The organism is Xanthomonas fragariae (assembly GCF_900183975.1).
Lineage (GTDB): Bacteria > Pseudomonadota > Gammaproteobacteria > Xanthomonadales > Xanthomonadaceae > Xanthomonas > Xanthomonas fragariae.
In genome coordinates this window covers 1,924,483-1,941,466 of record NZ_LT853882.1, presented here as the reverse complement: position 1 = coordinate 1,941,466, position 16,984 = coordinate 1,924,483, and the positions used below count along the sequence as shown (strand labels likewise).

Annotated in this window: 9 protein-coding genes, 1 other RNA gene and 2 pseudogenes; 2 read left to right on the top strand and 10 right to left on the bottom strand. The window is 62.9% G+C overall.

All coding sequences use genetic code 11. The annotated features are described in order from the left end of the window. Positions 1-3: 3 nt before the first annotated feature. A complete protein-coding gene (hutU, locus tag PD885_RS09020) occupies positions 4-1,725 on the top strand; it encodes a urocanate hydratase (RefSeq protein ID WP_002804507.1) in 1,722 nt (573 codons plus the stop codon). A 41-nt stretch (positions 1,726-1,766) separates the two neighbouring features. Here hutU and PD885_RS09015 read toward each other — a convergent pair. Further along, positions 1,767-2,082: pseudogene (locus PD885_RS09015) on the bottom strand (hypothetical protein); the annotation flags it as partial. A gap of 112 nt (positions 2,083-2,194) precedes the next feature. On the opposite strand from PD885_RS09015, the gene PD885_RS09010 reads away from it, so the two are divergent. Continuing rightward, complete coding sequence (locus PD885_RS09010; protein ID WP_088056814.1) at positions 2,195-2,923, top strand: hypothetical protein; 729 nt, start codon at positions 2,195-2,197, stop codon at positions 2,921-2,923. 221 nt (positions 2,924-3,144) lie between these two features. Here PD885_RS09010 and gyrA read toward each other — a convergent pair whose 3' ends face one another. The 9 genes and pseudogenes from gyrA to rplI form a co-directional block, all read right to left on the bottom strand. Beyond that, on the bottom strand, positions 3,145-5,856 hold the full coding sequence (gene gyrA / locus PD885_RS09005) for a DNA gyrase subunit A (protein WP_002804504.1): 2,712 nt from the start codon (positions 5,854-5,856) through the stop codon (positions 3,145-3,147). A 209-nt stretch (positions 5,857-6,065) separates the two neighbouring features. Further along, positions 6,066-7,130, bottom strand: coding sequence for an S-methyl-5-thioribose-1-phosphate isomerase (gene mtnA, locus PD885_RS09000; RefSeq protein ID WP_002804503.1), 1,065 nt, complete (start codon positions 7,128-7,130; stop codon positions 6,066-6,068). Positions 7,131-7,241: 111 nt separating this feature from the next. Next, a non-coding RNA gene (locus tag PD885_RS08995) (sX9 sRNA) lies at positions 7,242-7,318 on the bottom strand. A gap of 62 nt (positions 7,319-7,380) precedes the next feature. Continuing rightward, on the bottom strand, positions 7,381-8,067 hold the full coding sequence (locus PD885_RS08990) for a DUF3011 domain-containing protein (protein ID WP_002804502.1): 687 nt from the start codon (positions 8,065-8,067) through the stop codon (positions 7,381-7,383). A gap of 167 nt (positions 8,068-8,234) precedes the next feature. Further along, complete coding sequence (epmA, locus tag PD885_RS08985) at positions 8,235-9,197, bottom strand: EF-P lysine aminoacylase EpmA (RefSeq protein ID WP_088056813.1); 963 nt, start codon at positions 9,195-9,197, stop codon at positions 8,235-8,237. Continuing rightward, a complete protein-coding gene (gene ligA / locus PD885_RS08980; RefSeq protein ID WP_088056812.1) occupies positions 9,194-11,695 on the bottom strand; it encodes an NAD-dependent DNA ligase LigA in 2,502 nt (833 codons plus the stop codon). Before ligA ends, epmA begins: the two co-directional genes overlap by 4 nt. A 183-nt stretch (positions 11,696-11,878) precedes the next feature. After that, positions 11,879-12,610 carry a cell division protein ZipA gene (zipA, locus tag PD885_RS08975; RefSeq protein ID WP_002804498.1) on the bottom strand — a complete coding sequence of 244 codons (732 nt, stop codon included), beginning with the start codon at positions 12,608-12,610 and terminating at the stop codon, positions 11,879-11,881. A gap of 56 nt (positions 12,611-12,666) precedes the next feature. Beyond that, positions 12,667-16,169 (bottom strand): annotated as a pseudogene (gene smc, locus PD885_RS08970) (chromosome segregation protein SMC). Between the two features lie 211 nt (positions 16,170-16,380). After that, positions 16,381-16,830 carry a 50S ribosomal protein L9 gene (rplI, locus tag PD885_RS08965; RefSeq protein WP_002804495.1) on the bottom strand — a complete coding sequence of 150 codons (450 nt, stop codon included), beginning with the start codon at positions 16,828-16,830 and terminating at the stop codon, positions 16,381-16,383. Between the last annotated feature and the right edge of the window lie 154 nt (positions 16,831-16,984).

Genomic DNA, 16,984 nt, shown 5'->3' with positions numbered 1-16,984 from the left:
GGCATGAACCGTCACGATGCAACCCGCGTTATCCACGCCGCCACCGGCACCACGCTTACTGCCAAAAGCTGGTTAACCGAAGCACCGCTGCGCATGCTGATGAACAACCTCGACCCGGACGTGGCCGAGCGCCCGCGGGAACTGGTGGTCTACGGCGGCATCGGCCGCGCCGCGCGCGATTGGGAGTCCTTCGATGCGATCGTCGCCACGCTCACGCGTCTGGATGACGACCAGACCTTGCTGGTGCAGTCCGGCAAGCCGGTCGGCGTGTTTCGCACCCACACCGATGCGCCACGCGTGCTGATCGCCAATTCCAATCTGGTTCCGCGCTGGGCCACCTGGGACCACTTTAACGAACTCGATCAAAAGGGTCTGGCGATGTACGGCCAGATGACCGCCGGCAGTTGGATTTACATCGGCGCCCAAGGCATCGTGCAAGGCACTTACGAAACGTTCGTGGAAATGGGGCGCCAACATTACGGCGGCGATCTGTCGGGGCGTTGGTTGTTCACCGGCGGCCTCGGGGGCATGGGCGGCGCGCAACCGCTGGCCGCAGTGATGGCCGGCGCCTCATGCCTGGCGGTGGAATGCCGCCGTTCCAGCATCGATATGCGCCTGCGCACCGGTTACCTGGACACCTGGACCGATTCGCTGGACGAAGCGCTGCGCTTGATCGAAGAATCCTGCGCGAACAAAACGCCGCGCTCGATCGGCCTGCTCGGCAACGTCGCCGACGTGCTCGAAGAGCTGCTCAAGCGCGGCATCAAACCGGACCTGCTGACCGACCAGACCTCCGCACACGACCCGGTCAACGGCTACTTGCCACAGGGTTGGAGCGTTGCGCAGTGGGACCAGAAGCGTGTCAGCGCGCCGAAGGAAGTCGAACATGCTGCACGCGCATCGATGGCCAGGCACATCCAAAGCATGCTCGGCTTCCACGCGCTCGGCGTGCCCACCGTGGACTACGGCAATAACCTGCGCCAGATGGCATTGGAAGCCGGCATCGATAACGCATTCGACTTTCCCGGCTTTGTGCCGGCCTATATCCGCCCGTTGTTTTGTCGCGGCATCGGCCCGTTCCGCTGGGTCGCGCTCAGTGGCGATCCGGCCGACATCGCCAAGACCGATGCCAAGGTCAAGGAGCTGATTCCCGACGATGCGCATTTGCACCGCTGGCTCGACATGGCGGCCGAAAAGATCGCGTTCCAGGGGCTGCCCGCACGTATCTGCTGGGTCGGTCTGGGCGACCGGCACCGGCTCGGCCTGGCATTCAACGCGATGGTACGCAGCGGCGAGTTGAAAGCGCCGGTGGTGATCGGTCGCGACCATCTGGATTCCGGCAGCGTGGCCTCGCCCAATCGCGAAACCGAATCAATGGCCGACGGCTCCGACGCCGTCTCCGACTGGCCACTGCTCAACGCACTGCTCAACACCGCCAGCGGCGCCACCTGGGTGTCGCTGCATCACGGCGGTGGCGTCGGCATGGGCTTTTCGCAACATACCGGCATGGTCATCGTCTGCGACGGCAGCGACGCCGCCGACAAGCGCCTCGAGCGCGTGCTCTGGAACGACCCGGCCACCGGCGTGATGCGGCATGCCGATGCCAGCTATGAGATCGCCACCGAGTGCGCTAAGGAGAAGGGCTTGGACTTACCTGGAATTCTTGGCGAGCCGATGCCTGTCATCGAAGCCCTATCGCGCAACCGACATCCCAGCCCTTCATAGGGAAGCGGCCGAACCACCGATTCAAAATTTTCAGAGCGAATTCAACTCCGATCTGCAACGCTGTTGATGATCTCCTTGGAGAAGACGGTCGAGGGGCGTTTTGAATCCGAGTATCTTGCGGAGACGATTCTGGCGGGTCAATCCGTTGGCAGTTTCGTTGCTGCCACGCTGCCGTGCACAGTACGGATCTGCAAAATAGAAATCGCTCTGCAAGCAAGCAGCAATGAGCCGATGATCAGCGAACTGCTTACCGTTGTCGGCATCAATGTGCCGATAGATCCATTCATGACTGGCCAATCCGGTGCGACCGGCAATCTGTTCCGGACTGAAGTCCTCACTCAGCAAGACCTCGATCTGGGCTCGGATTGCCTGCCCTGCACCGTAAGGTCAAGCGCCAGACTGCTCAACAATCATCCTCAAGAACGCCGCTGGCAGGTCGAAAACGTATGTAACGCTTGGAGGAGCCTACATGGGCATCCTGATCTACTTAGTGCCGGCCTTTGCGCTGTGGGCGATGATCGCATCGGCGATGGCTTTTATGCGTGGCCGTCAGCTGCATGCCGAGTACAACCAGCACGCAAGCACACAGGATAGGCTTGCCCGTTACCAGGCTGCATTGTCGCAGCTGAAGGCGCGCGCGGCCGCCAGCGCACTTGAACTGGAGGCGGTACAGCGTCGCTATGCCGATCTCAAGCAGTTGCTGGAACAACAAGAGCAGAAGACGTCGGAGCAGCAGACCGCCGCTGCCAACCCAGTGATTCCGATGGTGATGGTGCAGCGGCTGGACATCGCCAACGAGATCGGAACACTGTTTGCACACGTAGCGCGCGTGGCGCGCAGCCTGCGCCGCTACAGTGCTTACAGCCGCGGCCACAATGCGCCCGAGCCCAGCACCGCCCGCTACGACCTGCATTGGCTGGCAGATTGCCTGCACAGCTTCGACCACATCGGCCATGCCTTGACCGGCAGCAATATCGCCGCGTTGGTCACGGCATGCCAGGATCTGCTGTCGATGTACGATCACTATTTGAACGATAGCTCCGGTTACAACAGCCGCGACACGTTCCAACGTCTGAGCAACGACGTGCCACTGTCCGAGGCAACCGATGCTATCCGCTCGATCATCGTCAAGGCAACGCTGGCCAAGGACGTGCAGGATGCGCTAATGGAGGACACCGTTGCAGCGAATATCGGTTGAACACTGGGTGCGATGTATAGCCCCTTGCTTGCTCGACAAATTATAGGTGTGGAAGACCACTTCCAATGGCGTCTACCTCCGTCGGGGAGGCGCCTCTTTAGTAGACGTTGCGACTGTTTGGAGTTGCAAAAACCCTCGATTGGAAGATTAAGTGAACAGCATTGCGCGAATGCGTCGGAATTTTTTCAACTTTCTTCGACTACGTCGATCATATGGAACAATCACGCACTGGTCGGCGGCGCTAACGTGCTTGGGGTTGCGGTGGTTGCTGTCGCTTCGTCCACCACATCTTCCACCTCGTCCAGCGAGGCATCCAACCGTTCGACCGCCTGCAGCTTTTCGCCCTTGGACAAACGGATCAGCGTGACGCCCTGCGTGTTGCGACCGACGCGCGAAATCTCCGAACCGCGTGTGCGCACCAAGGTACCGCCATCGGAAATCAGCAGCACTTCATCGGTAGCGCCCAACAGCACCGCACGCACCAACTTACCGTTACGCTCGGTCGTCTGAATGCCGATCACGCCCTGCGTACCGCGGCCCTTGCGCGGATACTCCGCAAGCGGCGTGCGCTTGCCGTAGCCGTTTTCGGTTGCGGTGAGGATGTAGGCCATGTCGTCGCTCTCGGCGACCTCGATCAACGTGGCGTCGGCGCCGTCGGTAATTTCGACCACCTCGTCCACGTCCTCGTGCTCGCCCCCCTCTTCGACAACGCCAGCACGCTCGGAAACGATCAGGCTGACCACCTCTTCGCCCTTGGTCAGACGAATACCGCGCACGCCGGTGGCGGTGCGGCCCATCGAACGCACGGTAGATTCGCCAAAGCGCACGGTCTTCCCGTTGGAGGCGAACAACAACACGTCGCGATCGCCATCGGTCAACGCCACACCCACCAGCGCATCGCCCTGGTCGAGGTGGATGGCGATCTTGCCGCGTGCCAGACGGAATGCGAATTCGCTCAGCGGGGTCTTCTTGACCGTGCCGTTGCGCGTGGCAAAGAACACATAGCGGTTGTCGGCATATTCGCGCACCGGCAGCACGGCCTGCACACGCTCGCCCGGTTCCAGCGGAATCCAGTTGACGATGGGGCGGCCGCGCGCGTTGGAGCCGGCCTCCGGCAACTGATGCACCGGCAGCCAGAACACCTTGCCACTGCTGGTGAAGGTCAACAGCGTGTCATGCGTGTTGACCAACCACAGCTGATCGATGAAATCTTCTTCCTTGGTCGCTGCAGCAGAACGACCACGGCCACCACGGCGCTGCGCGCGATACGCACTCACCGGCTGACGCTTGGCATAACCGGCGTGCGAGAGCGTCACCACAACGTCTTCCGGCGCGATCAGATCGAGAATATCCAGATCTTCTTCGCTGTGACGAATTTCGGTGCGACGCGCATCGCCGTACTCTTCGCGGATATTGATCAGCTCATCGCGGATCACCCGCAGCAGCACGTCGGGGTTTTCCAAGATGCGGATCAGTCCTTCGATAACTCCGAGTAATTGCTTGTACTCGTCGGTCAGCTTTTCCTGTTCCAACCCGGTGAGGCGATGCAGACGCATTTCCAGGATCTGCAAGGCCTGCACTTCACTGAGCTGATAGAAACCCTTGATCAGGCCCACACCCGGCGGCAGATCTTCCGGCTTGGAGGCTTCGGCACCGGCCGCACCCAACAGCGCACCGACAAGACCCGGTTCCCAAGTCTTGGCCAGCATGCGCTCACGGGCTTCCTGCGGGTTGGACGAGGTCTTGATCAACTCGATAATCTCGTCGATGTTGGCCAACGCGACGGTTAAACCTTCCAGCACATGCGCACGTGCCCGCGCCTTGCGCAACTCGTAAATGGTGCGACGGGTGACCACCTCGCGCCGATGGCGGATGAACGCCTCCAGCATCTGCTTGAGGTTCATCAACTGCGGGCGGCCATCGATCAGCGCCACCATGTTGATGCCGAACACCGACTCCATCTGGGTCTGCTGATACAGGTTGTTGAGCACAACCTCGGCAGACTCGCCCCGCTTGATTTCAATGTAGATGCGCATACCGTCCTTGTCGGACTCATCGCGCAGCTCACTGATGCCTTCGAGCTTCTTTTCCTTCACCAGCTCGGCGATTTTTTCGATCAGCCGCGCCTTGTTGACCTGATACGGGATCTCAGTAACGACGATCGCTTCGCGACCGTTGTCGGCCACTTCCACATCGGCCTTGGCACGGATGCGCACCCGACCACGGCCGGTGCGGTAACCGGCAGCGATGCCGGCAGTGCCATTGATGATGCCGGCGGTGGGGAAATCCGGGCCGGGGATGTACTTCATCAAGCCTTCGACATCCAACTCTGGCGTGTCGATCAACGCGATGCATGCGTTGATCGCTTCGGTCAGATTGTGCGGCGGAATATTGGTGGCCATACCCACCGCAATACCGGCCGACCCGTTGACCAACAGGCTCGGAAACCGGGTCGGCATGACCGTCGGCTCTAGTTCCTTTTCATCGTAATTGGGCTGGAAATCGACGGTCTCCTTGTCGATGTCGGCCATCAGCTCATGCGCCAACCGCGACATGCGCGACTCGGTGTAACGCATTGCTGCGGCTGAGTCACCGTCGACCGAACCGAAGTTACCCTGGCCATCGACCATCATGTAACGCAGCGAGAACGGCTGCGCCATGCGCACCAGCGTGTCGTACACCGACTGGTCGCCGTGCGGGTGATATTTACCGATGACGTCGCCGACGATACGCGCCGACTTGAAGTAGGCCTTGTTGCTGTGTGCGCCCAACTCGTGCATCGCGAACAGTACGCGGCGATGCACCGGCTTGAGGCCATCACGGGCATCGGGGAGTGCGCGGCCCACGATCACGCTCATTGCGTAATCGAGATAGCTCTTGCGCATCTCGTCTTCCAGATTGACCTGGATGATTTCCTTGGCGGTTTCTGCCATTCGGGTTCCGTAAGTGAGGTGGCGGGCGAGCCGGAAAGCCGCGCCGGAGGCGCCCTGTGACAGGCTGCCGACCCCACGCTCCCGCCGATCGATTCAAGTGTCTGATTGTACCACGGCAAGGCAACCCGATGGCTCCGGTTTACCATCCAGAAACAAGCACTTGCAGGGCGTTTGAGCGGCGTTGACGGCACGCCTGCGCCACGCGGGGCTCAGGCGCCGAAGGCGGCCTGCATTCGGGTCAAGTTCGGCTGCTCGATCACACCACGTTCGGTGACGATCGCATCGATCAAACTGCCAGGGGCGACGTCGAACACCGGGTTCCAGGCGAGGATGCCGTCGGCGACCATTCTGACCCCGCCGACGCCGAACAATTCGCCCGGATCGCGCTGTTCGATCTCGATCTGGTCGCCGCTGGCTGTTGCCATGTCCACCGTCGACGACGGCGCCACCACCATGAACTTGACGCCGTGGTGGCGCGCGACAATCGCCAGTTGATAGGTGCCGATCTTGTTGGCCGTATCGCCATTGGCGCAAATGCGATCGGCGCCGACGATCACCCACTGCACCAGCCCGGACTTCATCAGATGCGAAGCGGCCGAATCGGCGATCAGGGTGGCATCGATGCCATCCTGCTGTAGTTCCCACACGGTCAGGCGCGCGCCCTGCAACCACGGGCGGGTTTCGCCCGCAAACACCTTGGCGATGCGCTGCTGCGCCACGCCGGCGCGGATGACGCCTAGCGCGGTGCCGAAGCCGGCGGTGGCCAGCGAGCCGGTATTGCAATGGGTCAGCACGCCGCTGCCCGGCGCGATCAGATCGGCTCCGAGCGCGCCCATACGGCGATTGGCGGCCAGATCTTCGTCCGCGATGGCGTGCGCTTGGCGTGCGATGACCTCGCGCCAATCGGCATCGGCTGTGCCTAGCGCACGACGCATGCGCATCAGCGCCCAAGCCAGATTGACTGCGGTCGGACGCGCGGCATTGAGCCGCAGCAACGCCGGCTCGAGCTTCTGCAAGGCTGCATTGCCGTCGCTGGCGTCGATGTCGCGCGCCGCCAGCACCACCCCCCACCCGGCCGCAATGCCAATCGCCGGCGCGCCGCGCACGACCAACGAATGGATGGCCTCGGCTACCGCGTCGCTGCTCTCGCAGTGCACATGCTCCACCACGAAGGGCAGCTTGCGTTGGTCGAGCAATTCCAGGGCGTCGCCGGTCCACAGCAGTGGGCGAATATGGTCGTAGCGGGCGTAATCGATGTGGACGCTGTCGTTCATCCGGCCATTGTAAGGCGCCTGCGCAGCGCAGTCAGTGGACAGGCAGTGCTCCAACCCGCCCAGCGCACATAGCAATGCGTTGAACCCCATTGCGTCGACGATATTCAGAGCGGCTAACAAAACGAGCGAGCAGTCGTCAGGGCGGGTGTGGACGGCGCGCTCAGAACCGGAGTGCACGAGTGATGCATGCCGACTCCGAGCACCGGCCGCGCCCGCCTGGCGGTGAGTGCGGTCGTTTTGTTAGCCGCTCTTAGTCGACGATGAACTCGGCACGGCAACCGTCGTCGACCCACACCCCGTCGCGGCTCCAGCCCCAGGTCTGGCCTTCCACGCATGGCGTTCTGGACATCTGCCGGCCAACGCGCACACCGCTCTCTACCGATACGCCGCAGGTGCGGCGTGAGCTCTTCTTGGATTCGCAGGTGACCATACGCGGCACCGCCACGAAGCCGGAGCCGTCTTCGGCACCGACCTCGAATTCGCCCTCGCAACCGCGCGACACCCAGATCTCGTTACGGCGGGCGCCCCATGTACGGCCTTCCTTGCATGGCCACAACGAATGCTGACGCAAAAGACGCACCGGCAGGCCGCGCAGCACCACTGGGCACGCCACCTTGCCGCCATTGGAATCGCAACGCACCACGCGGCGCATTTGCGGTGCAGCCAGCACATGGGCCGATGCGAATTCTGCGCGGCAGCCCTGTTCGACCCACACGCCATCGCGTTCCACATCCCACTCGCTGCCGCGGATACAGCTGGTTTCGGACAGCTGACGCACCAGTTGCACGCCATGCGCGGTGTCCATCGCACAGTGCACGCGCGCCATGTCCCTGGACTGGCAACGCACCACGCCGGCGGCGCGCTCGGAGGCACGCGCATCGGCGAGCACCAGCAGCGGCAAGCACCACAAACCGCATAAGCTGATCAGCCACTTCATGCCGACAATCCTCACCCGAACCGATGTACGTCGCGCCCCCGTGGACGCGACGATGAGAGCACCATCGATGTGAAGAAAGCAATACAGCGCCGATGACAACGGGGTTGCACCCGCAGTGTGCGATACGGCATCGAATCGAACGCGATGCTCGATAAGCGGCGCCCGCGCTAGGCGCGAGCGAACTCGAATGCCAACACGTCGGCAATCTGTGCGGTGCCGCGCAAGGCCATCAACAGCCGATCCACGCCCACCGCCACACCGGCGCAGTCGGGCAACTGCGACAACACCGCGAGCAGGCGCTCATCGGGCGGCAGCTGCGGCAATCGGCGCTGTTCACGCATCGCGTTGTCGTGGACAAAACGTGCCCGCTGCTCCTGCGCATCGTTCAATTCGTGGTAGCCGTTGGCCACCTCATAGGCACCCAGATACAGCTCGAAGCGTTCGGCCACCGGCGGATCGTCGTGGCGGATACGCGCCAACGCGCATTGGCTGGCCGGCCAGTCGTGCACCACCGTCAACGTGTTGCTAGCGAAGCCCGGCTGGATGCGATGGGTCATCAGCAAATCCAGCCAATCGTCGCGGGTCAACCCCTGCGGATCGATGGCGATATCGTGCAGCGCTGCGCGTAGCGTTTCTATCGGGTCGCGCAATGGGTCGATGCCCAGTTGCTGCACGAACAGCTCGCGATACGTCAGTACCTGCACCTGTGCTTCGCGCCCAACCAATGTAAGCGCCTGACGCACCAACGTGATGGTTTCCTGCGCCAACGCACGATCGTCCCAACCCACCCGATACCACTCGAGCATGCTGAACTCGGGATTGTGGCGGCCGCCGGCTTCGCCGTTGCGGAACACCCGCCCCAACTCATAGCAATCGCCCACGCCAGAGGCGAGCAGGCGTTTGAGCGGGTATTCCGGCGAGGTCCGCAACCAGCGCAGCGGTGCGCCGGCATCCACGTGGCCGGTAAAACGCGTGCTGAAACTTTCGATATTCGGTTCGGTGTTGCCAGCCTCCGAGAGCACCGGCGTTTCCACTTCCAGCACGCCGCGTTCGGTGAAGAAATCACGGATCGCGGCGTTGAGCCGCGCGCGTAACTGCAATGCGGCCAGATCGATCTGCGCCGCTCTCATGGCTGTTGGCCGTGTGCGCCAAGGAACGCCAGCAAGCGCGCTTCGTCCCAGATCTCCACGCCCAGCGACTGCGCCTTGTCAAGCTTGGAGCCGGCCTCTTCGCCAGCCACTAGAAACGCGGTTTTCTTCGAGACGCTGCCGGCGACTTTGGCGCCCAACGCTTCCAGTCGCTGCTTGGCAGCGTCACGCGTCAACGCAGCCAAGGTGCCGGTGATGACCACCGTCTGTCCATCGAGCGGGCCGGTCTGCTCCGCATCGGCTTCTGGCAGACGCGACAGCACCGTCTCCATTGCGTGTTGCGCAGCACTGGCCAATGCGGCATTTTCCGGGCGCTCCAGCCAGTGCAGCAGCGAGTCCACGACCGGCGCAGGAATGCCGGCCTGCAACAACGCATCGGACCCCGCGCCGCGCAGCGCATCGAATGAGGCCACCGCGGCGGCCAACTGCTGCGCACGTACCGGCGTCACCTTGAGTATCTCCATGTCTTCCAGCACGCTGGCAAAACTCAGCGCGTCGCGCAGTCTGGGCGATGGCGGATGCGCATCGCCGATGCGCACGCCATGCTGCAACAAATCATCGATGGCCTGCTGATTGCCGGGCTGATCGAGGAAATGCCCAAGCGAGCGCGCCACTTCGCCACCGATATCCGGCACGCGCTTGAACAGCGGCCACGGCAGGTGGCGGATCAGTTGCAGATCGCCGAACCAGGCCGAGAGCGCCTTGGCCGTGCTCTCCCCCACATGCGCGATGCCCAGCGCAAACAGAAAGCGTTCGAGCGTTGTGTCGCGCGACTGTTCGATCGCTTGGATCAGGTTTTCGGCCCACTTTGTGGCGATCTTCTTGCGGTTCCAGTCGAACCTCGGCAGGCCGGCGCGCAGCAGATCGGCCTGCCAGGCCGGCGGCACCTCACGCTCGCCGGCCAGATCCACCCCGATGCTGGCCACGGTGGTTTCCAGCTGTGCATACGCACCGGTGGCCAGATGCTCGCGCGCTTCGCGCAGAAACGCATGCGGGCTTTCGGCCGTGCTGATCAGGCGCAATTGCAGCAGCTGATCCACGCTCAACAGATACAGATCGGCAACGCCCTGCACCACGCCGCTATCGACCAGCACCTCGATGAATTTTTCGCCCAGGCCATCGACGTCCATCGCACGACGCGACACGAAATGCCGGAACGCTTTCTTGCGCTGCGCCGGGCAGATCAGCTCGCCAGAGCAGCGCCAGACCGCTTCGCCTTCCTCGCGCACGATCTCCGAACCGCACACTGGGCATTGCGTGGGCATCTGCCATGGTTGCGTGCCGGGCGGCCGTTGATCGGCGACCACGCTGGCCACCTCGGGGATCACATCGCCGGCACGCCGCACGATCACCGTATCGCCCACGCGCACACCCAGCCGCGCAATCTGGTCGGCGTTGTGCAGCGTGGCATTAGTGACGATTACCCCAGCCACATGCACCGGCTTCAAGCGCGCCACCGGCGTTGCCGCACCGGTACGACCGATCTGGATCTCGATTGCCTCCACCGTGGTGGACTGCTCCTGCGCCGGAAATTTATGCGCGATCGCCCAACGCGGTGCGCGCGAGACAAAACCCATTTCGCGCTGCCCGGCCAGATCGTCGAGTTTATAGACCACGCCATCGATGTCGAATGGCAAGCCATCGCGCGCGGCACCAATGCGCTGGTAATACGCCAACAAACCGTCGGTGCCTTGCACGACATCAACCAGCGAGCTGACCGGGAAACCCCATTCGCGTAACTGCCTCAGGATGGCCGAATGCGTTTGTGGCAATGCGCCGTCGCTGACTTGGCCAACGCCGTAGGCAAAGAAACTCAGCGGGCGCTGCGCGGTGATGCGCGCATCCAGCTGACGTAGCGAACCGGCCGCGCCATTGCGCGGATTGGCCAGCATCTTGCCGCCGTGCAGGCGCATCTGCGCGTTGTAGGTTTCGAATGCGGCGCGCGGCATATATACCTCGCCACGCACGTCCAACACGCGCGGCCAACTTTCGCCACGCAGGCGTAGCGGAATCGCCTTGACAGTGCGCAGATTGGCGCTGACGTCCTCGCCGGTAACGCCATCGCCACGCGTGGCGCCCTGCGCGAACTGGCCGTTTTCGTAGCGCAGACTGATCGCCAGACCATCAAGCTTGAGTTCGGCCGAAAACCGCGGCTGTTTGACTCCAAGCCGCTCGCTGATGCGGCGCACGAACTCGGCCACCTCCTCATCGCTGAAGGCCTTGTCCAGCGACAGCATCGGCAAGACATGCCGGACTTCGGCAAAGCGCGAGGCAGCCAGATGGCCGACGCGCTGGGTTGGCGAATCGGCGCTGGCCAGCTCTGGATGCGCCGCTTCCAGCGCCTCCAGTTCACGCATCAACTGGTCGTAGTCGACGTCGGCCATCTGCGGCTCGTCGAGCACGTGATAGCGATAGTTCGCGTCCTCGAGACGACGACGCAAGGCATCGATGCGCTGAACGGGATCCGGGCTGGCAGTCATACGCTCGCTGGGCTTGCTCTGGGCCGCCCATTCTAACGGGCGATGCCGAGGCGCAAGTGGTGGACCGACGGACACCTGACTTCAGCGCAGCACTTGGCATCGAACAGTGCAATCACGTGCGGCAGGAACACGGTCATGATCGGCGTCGGCGCCAGCAACCTGCGCATCACCAGCAGTGCGCAGTCACCAGCGCGGCGACTTGGTCAGCGGCGGCGCCTGGTGTTGGCGATCGTAGGCGCGTAGTTCGTCGCGGATATGCGCAACGCGTTGGCGACCCAACGCATTGCGGCTGTCGTCCAGCACCACACCGTCGAGCAGTTCAGCCATGCGTTGCACGGTGGGCAACATTTTTTCCCACGCATCCAGCGCGGTCATCGGTGCGGGCAAGGTCAAAAAGAACGCAATCGCAGGCGTCTGCATCTCGCGGATATTGGCCATGTCGAAACTGCCGGGCTTGAGAATGCTGGCCATGCTGAAGATCGGCCCGCGCTCAGGGTGTCCTTCGACCAATCGATGAAACACATTCATATGGCCGAAGACGAGCCCGGTCTTCTCGGCAGCGACCACCACATCTTCGCCGCGCAAGACCTGGCCCGCCTTGGCGGCCACGAACAACGACACGATCTTGTCGAAGTCCTGGTTCGGACGCTTGCCGACATCGTTACCGCCGACGGCATCGGGATCATCCAGGTCGAGCGCGTTCTGCTCGGCGCTTTCAGTGCGCTCGAACGGCTCGCCGTCCCCGTTGACGTCGCCGGAAATCACCGGCTCGCGACGCTCGCGCAGCGTTCCGTCGTCCTTGTCGACCCGGCGCCCTTGCGGCGTTTTTTTCGGGCGACCGAACAGGAAGATGGCCGCGACCAGCAGCAGTCCAGAAATCAGGATTCCGATCCGGATCATTGCCATGTCGGACATTCAGCGTGCCTCCGCATAAGAGTGACAGGTGTCATCATTCCGGCAAGCATGGCACGTCATGCCGCACCCGCCAAACGTGCAGCTTCTTCCAGGTCCACACTGACCAGGCGACTGACGCCCGGCTCGCGCATGGTCACGCCGGAGAGCTGACGCGCCGCTTCCATCGTCGCCTTGTTGTGGCTGACAAACAGGAACTGCACCTTCTCGCTCATTTCGCGGACCATATTGGCCAGGCGGCCGACATTGGCTTCGTCCAGCGGTGCGTCCACCTCGTCGAGCAGGCAGAACGGCGCCGGGTTGAGCTGGAAGATCGCAAACACCAGCGCCACCGCGGTCATCGCCTTCTCTCCACCGGACAGCAGCGAGATGCTGGACACGCGCTTGCCCGGCGGGCGCGCCATGATGGTCACGCCGGTGTCGAGCAGGTCTTCGCCGGTCAGTTCCAGATACGCATGCCCCCCCCGAACAGGCGCGGATACAGCGCCTGCACGCCGGAATTGACGCGATCGAAGGTGTCCTTGAAACGGCCGCGGGTTTCGCGGTCGATCTTGCGGATAGCTTCTTCCAACGCCTCCAGTGCAGTGTTGAGATCGAGGTTCTGCGCGTCGAGATATTCCGAGCGCTGCGCGGCTTCCCCGTACTCCTGGATCGCCGCCAGGTTGACCGGCTCCAATCGGCGCATGCGCCCATCGATCTGGTCGACCGCCGCTTCCCATTCGGCAGCATCGGCCGACTCGGGCAGGCCGTTGACCACGTCCTCCAGCACGAAGCCGGCTTTCGCCACCACTGCCAACAATTGCTCGGCGCTGAGCACCAAGGCCTGCTGATCGAGCTTGCGCTGCGAGATGCGCTCGCGCTGCGCCAACGCTTGTTCGTCGCGCTGCTGACGCGTTTGTTCGAAGCTGCGCAGTTCGCTGTCGATGCTTTCGAGCATAGTGCGCGCTTGGCCAAGCGCGCGCTCGGTGCGCACCCGTTCGCTCAATGCGGCCTGGTGTTCGTGTTCCAGCGTTTCCACCGGCGAGTCGCCGTCGCTGAGCTGGGCGACCAGGTCTTCCAGACGCGTGTTGAGCTGGCCGCGCTGGCTGTCCATGCGCTCCAGCGTCTGGCTGAGCGAGGTGATCTGGGTACGCTGCGATTCCAACGTGAGCGCCAGTGCATGCATCGCATCGCGCACGCCGCGCGCGGCATCGCGGGCCCGATCACGCGCATCGGTGAGCTGACGGCGCTCGTTTTCCAGCGCTTCGCGGGTGCCTTGCAGGTCGCCCATCAGGGTGAGCGCGTCTTCGAGTTTGGCACGCGCTTCACGTGCCTGCTCGCGGCTGGTGTCCAGCGTTTCCAGCAACTGAGACAACTCGTTTTCGATGCGCTCGATACGCGTGCGCGCCGCATCGACTTTGCCTTGCTGGCTCTGCAACTGACCAGCTAGTTCAGAGACGCTGCGGTGCGCCATATACAGCTGACGCTGCGCATCTTCGCGCTGCTGTTCGGCAGCCAGCAGTTGCTCGCGAAAGCCGGCGAGCTGGTACTCGAGCTCGGTTTCGCGCTCCTGCAGGGTTTCGATCTGCGTACGTAGCTGCTGGATCTCGCGCTCGCGCAGCAAGGCGCCTTGCTTGGCGGCGCCGGAGCGCGATACACGTACCCAGCCCTCGCCCAGCCGTTCGCCACTGCGGGTGATGACCGAATCGCCTTCGGACAGGCTGCGCTGCAGCGCGCGCGCGGTGTCCAGATCCTCGGCCGCGTGCAGACGCGCTAGCAGGCGGCGGATCGCGATCGGCCCCTGCACCTTGGCCGCAAGCGACGTCGCCGGGAAGGTCGCGCTATCGATGGCATTGGACACCAACGCAATGCGCCCGTCGCCCAATTCCCCCAATGCATCGACCAGTTGCTCCGGCGCATCGACCAGCACGCCTTCGATCAACTGCCCCAACGCACCTTCGACGGCGTTTTCCCAACCGCTTTCGACCGTAATGCGCTCGCCGACGCGCGCGGCCGAATCCAGCCCGCGCGATTTCAGCCATGCCACTGCCGCGCCCTGCTCCTGACCAAGCGCGGCCTGCTGCAACGTTTCCAGCGACGACAACCGACCGCGCGCGGCCTGCGCCTGCTTGCGTACTTCGGCTAGTTTGCCCTGGCTTGCCCGCTGTTGTTCCTGCAGGCCACCGAGCGCGTGCTTACGCGCCTCGACCTGCTCGGTCAGTCCATCCAGCGAGGTCGTTTGCGTTTCATGGCGTAGCTGGATCTGCTCGAACGCTTCGGCCAGCGCATCCAGATCCAGCCCGGCGCCCTCGTTGACCAGCGCCTCGCGGCGGCGCTCGGCTTCCAACGATTGGCGGTCCAGATAATCGACACGCGTGCGCTCCACTTCTCCGGCACGCGACGCTTCGCCGGTGTCGCGATTATGGGTTTCCCAGCGCTGCTGCCAATCGGCCAGACGCGCTTCGGCTTCACGCAGCGCTTCCTGGCGGAATTCGTGGTCTTCGCGCAGGTGTTCCAGTTGCGGTTCGGCGGCATCGACCGCTTCGCGTAACACCGCCAATTTGGCCGAATCGCCGCTGATGTGCTGGGTCAGTTCCTGCAGCTGGCTCTGCGCTTCATCGCGCGCCTTGTGCAGGCGATGCGAGAGTTCGCGCTGATGCTGGATCTGCTGTTCGATGCGCGCCAATGCACCACCGACTTCATAGACATCGGCCTGCGCCTTGGCCACCGCTTCGGCCGCTTCCTCACGGCGCGCGCGGCCGGTTTCGATACGCGCTTCGGCATCGCGCTGTTCGGCGATCAACTGCTGCAGGCGGGTCTCTTCCTGATTCAATTTTTCGCGCAGGCCCTGCAGACGGCCATCCAGGCCGCGGTATTCCAGCGCTTTCCACTCAGCGTCCTTGATCCGGCGTTCTTCCTGCAAGGCCTGATACTGCTCGGCCTGCCGTGCCTGGCGCTGCAGATGCGCCAACTGCTTGGTGATTTCTTCGCGCAGATCACCCAGACGATCAAGGTTTTCGCGAGTATGGCGGATGCGCGTTTCGGTTTCCTTGCGGCGTTCTTTGTACTTGGAAATGCCGGCGGCCTCTTCCAGATACACGCGCAAATCTTCCGGACGCGCTTCGATGATCTGGCTGATCATGCCCTGCTCGATGATCGAGTAGCTGCGCGGGCCCAAGCCCGTGCCAAGGAACAGGTCGGTGATGTCGCGACGCCGGCATTTGGTGCCGTTGAGGTAGTACGCGCTAGTGCCGTCGCGGCTGACCAAACGCTTGACCGAGATCTCATTGAACGAGGCGAACTCGCCGGTAATGGTGTGATCGGAATTGTCGAAGATCAGCTCCACCGTGGCCTGCGACACCGGCTTGCGCGCCGAGGAGCCGGAGAAGATCACGTCGGTCAGCGAGTCGCCGCGCAGGCGGCTGGCCGAGCTTTCGCCCATCACCCAGCGCACCGCATCGATGATGTTGGACTTGCCGCACCCATTGGGGCCGACGATGCCGGTCATGTTGGTGGGCAGGTGCAAGGTAGTCGGGTCGACGAACGACTTGAAACCGGACAGTTTGATCGTGGACAGGCGCATGGGACTGGAGGGTTCCGGGCACCGCGCGGACAAAGCCGGCAGGCGCGTTTTCCTGTGAAGCCGGGATCTAACCCATTGATCGGTAAGATCTCTGGACCGTGGCACCGGTAATGGAACACGAGTATAACGGGCCTGCCATCACTGGCGGCGCCCGATGCAAAGGCAAAGGGCGCCTAACAAGGCGCCCTTTGGATAGTGCATGCGGCGTGGATCAGGCGTCGGATTCGATGATGACTTTGACCATGGTTTCCACATCGGCGTGCAGGTGCAGCACAACGTCGTACTCGCCGACATTGCGGAATGCGCCTTCGCCCAAGATCACTTCGCTCTTTTCCAGCGGCAGGCCGGCGGCGGTGAACGCCTCGGCAATGTCGCGCGGACCAACCGAGCCGTACAGCTTGCCTTCGGCCGACGCATGCGCACCGATGGTAACGCTGGCGCCTTCGAACTTGCCGGCGCGGCTCTGTGCATCGGCCAGGATGGTGTTGGCCTTGGCTTCGTACTCGGCACGCTTGGTTTCGAACGCCTCGACATTGGCAGCGGTGGCCGGAACGGCCTTGCCCTGCGGCACGAGGAAATTGCGGCCGTAGCCCGGCTTGACGCTGACTTTGTCGCCCAGGTTGCCCAGGTTGGTCACTTTCTGCAGAAGAATCAAATCCATGGTGGTGCTCCGTTATTCGTTAGCGCCGGCACTTCGCTGGCGCAACGCTTGCTGTCCGAATAGGTGAGGCCGGAAATCGGGATTTGGAATCGGTAATCGTAAAAAGCAAAGCAACGATCAACACCGCATCCCCGAATCACCAGCTTCTATCAGT